The organism is Aquirufa sp. 5-AUSEE-100C1 (assembly GCF_054558655.1).
On sequence record NZ_JBPXKO010000003.1, the window covers coordinates 1 to 2,500 of the forward strand.

A 2,500-nucleotide genomic window follows, 5' to 3' on the forward strand; every position below is an offset into this window, starting at 1 on the left:
GACTACTGCCCACTGACTACTGCCCACTGACTACTGCCCACTGAACACTGACGACTAGCGACTATTAGGCAAAAAAAAGACCCACACTTTTGGTGCAGGTCTGTTTGAATAACTTGGAGCTTACTTACTTTCCCGGGTTTGATCCCAGTATCATCAGCGGTGCGGGGCTTAACTTCTCTGTTCGAGATGGGAAGAGGTGAACACCCGTCCTATCGGCTCCATACTTTTTACAAGGTCATAGCCTTTTTCCATATTGTGAGATAAAATAAACAGCAGGGTGTAAATTAATAAAATGTAAGCTTTCGGGTAATTAGTACTACTCGACTTTGACATTACTGTCTTTACATCTGTAGCCTATCGACCGTGTCGTCTACACGGACCCTTCATGGAATACTCATCTTCAGGTCAGTTTCGCACTTAGATGCTTTCAGCGCTTATCTGGTCCCGACGTGGCTACTCAGCTATGCCCTTGGCAGAACAACTGATATACCAGCGGTCAGTCCAACTCGGTCCTCTCGTACTAAAGTCAGAACCTGTCAATATTCCTACGCCCACAACAGATAGGGACCGAACTGTCTCACGACGTTCTGAACCCAGCTCGCGTGCCACTTTAATCGGCGAACAGCCGAACCCTTGGGACCTTCTCCAGCCCCAGGATGTGACGAGCCGACATCGAGGTGCCAAACCTCCCCGTCGATGTGAGCTCTTGGGGGAGATCAGCCTGTTATCCCCAGAGTACCTTTTATCCTTTGAGCGATGGCTGTTCCATACTAAACCACCGGATCACTATATCCTACTTTCGTACCTGATCGACTTGTCGGTCTCACAGTCAAGCTCCCTTTTGCTATTGCACTCTACGCACGGTTACCAAGCGTGCTGAGGGAACCTTTGAAAGCCTCCGTTACTCTTTTGGAGGCGACCACCCCAGTCAAACTACCCACCAAGCAATGTCTCCCCTTTGGGGATTAGAATTCCAGTACAAGAAGGGTGGTATTTCAACGTTGGCTCCCCGATGCCTAGCGACACCGGCTCACAGCCTCCCACCTATCCTACACATCCAGTACCAAAACTCAATGCTAAGCTATAGTAAAGGTTCATGGGGTCTTTCCGTCCCGTTGCGGGTAAACGGCATCTTCACCGTTACTACAATTTCACCGAGCTCACGGCTGAGACAGTGCCCAGATCGTTACACCATTCGTGCAGGTCGGAACTTACCCGACAAGGAATTTCGCTACCTTAGGACCGTTATAGTTACGGCCGCCGTTTACTGGGGCTTCAGTTCAATGCTTCGCCTTGCAGCTAACATCCCCCCTTAACCTTCCAGCACCGGGCAGGTGTCAGGCCTTATACGTCATCTTTCGATTTAGCAAAGCCATGTGTTTTTGTTAAACAGTCGCCTGGGCCATTTCTCTGCGGCCTCGATTGCTCGAGGCTCCCTTTATCCCGAAGTTACAGGGTTAATTTGCCGAGTTCCTTAGCCGTGATTCACTCGAGCGCCTTAGAATATTCTTCTCGACCACCTGTGTCGGTTTACGGTACGGGTTACTTATCAGTTATACACGCCTAGACTTTTCTTGGAAGTTTACTCACTACACTCGTTTTGGCATTGCTGCCGCCTCTCAAAGACACTATTCCGTCAGTATCTGGTAACCTGTAATCTCCGTCATCTAATTGCCCAATAAGTAAGTGCAGGAATATTAACCTGCTGTGCATTAGGTTGTCGCTTTCGCTAGACCCTTAGCCCCCGACTAACCCTCAGTTGATTAGCATAGCTGAGGAAACCTTAGTCTTTCGGCGTGAGGGTTTCTCGCCCTCATTATCGTTACTCATGCCTACATTTGCTTTTCTGAACGCTCCAGCCAAGCTCGTCGCTCAACCTTCACCGCAGATCAGAATGCTCCCCTACCAGTATATAAATATAATCCAAAGCTTCGGTACTTTACTTGATGCCCGTTTATTATCGATGCCCGCCTCGCTCGACCAGTGAGCTGTTACGCACTCTTTAAATGAATAGCTGCTTCCAAGCTAACATCCTGGCTGTCACTGCAATCAGACTTCCTTAGTTCAACTTAGTAAAGATTTTGGGACCTTAGCTGTTGGTCTGGGTTCTTTCCCTCTCGGACTGGGACCTTAGCACCCCAGCCCTCACTCCCGGGTATATTTTAAGCCATTCAGAGTTCATCAGGATTTGGTAGGATTTGACTCCCCCTAGTCCTATTGGTAGCTTTACCTGCTTAAAACTTAACCCCGAGGCTGTTCCTAAAAACATTTCGGGGAGTACGAGCTATTTCTCAGTTTGATTGGCCTTTCACCCCTACCCACAAGTCATCCAAATACTTTTCAACGTAAACTGGTTCGGTCCTCCACTCCGTGTTATCGGAGCTTCAACCTGCTCATGGGTAGATCACAAAGTTTCGCGTCTACTCCCACTGACTAAGCGCCCTATTCAGACTCGCTTTCGCTCCGGCTGCTCACATCTATATGATTAACCTCGCCAGTG

2 rRNA genes (1 of these 2 cut by a window edge) are annotated in these 2,500 nt (G+C 48.8%); both read right to left on the reverse strand.

Annotated elements, in window-relative coordinates:
• Positions 1-111: 111 nt before the first annotated feature.
• Positions 112-223, reverse strand: a 5S ribosomal RNA gene (gene rrf, locus ACMH5P_RS06985).
• Positions 224-290: 67 nt separating this feature from the next.
• Positions 291-2,500 (reverse strand): 23S ribosomal RNA (locus ACMH5P_RS06990); it runs 622 nt beyond the window's last position.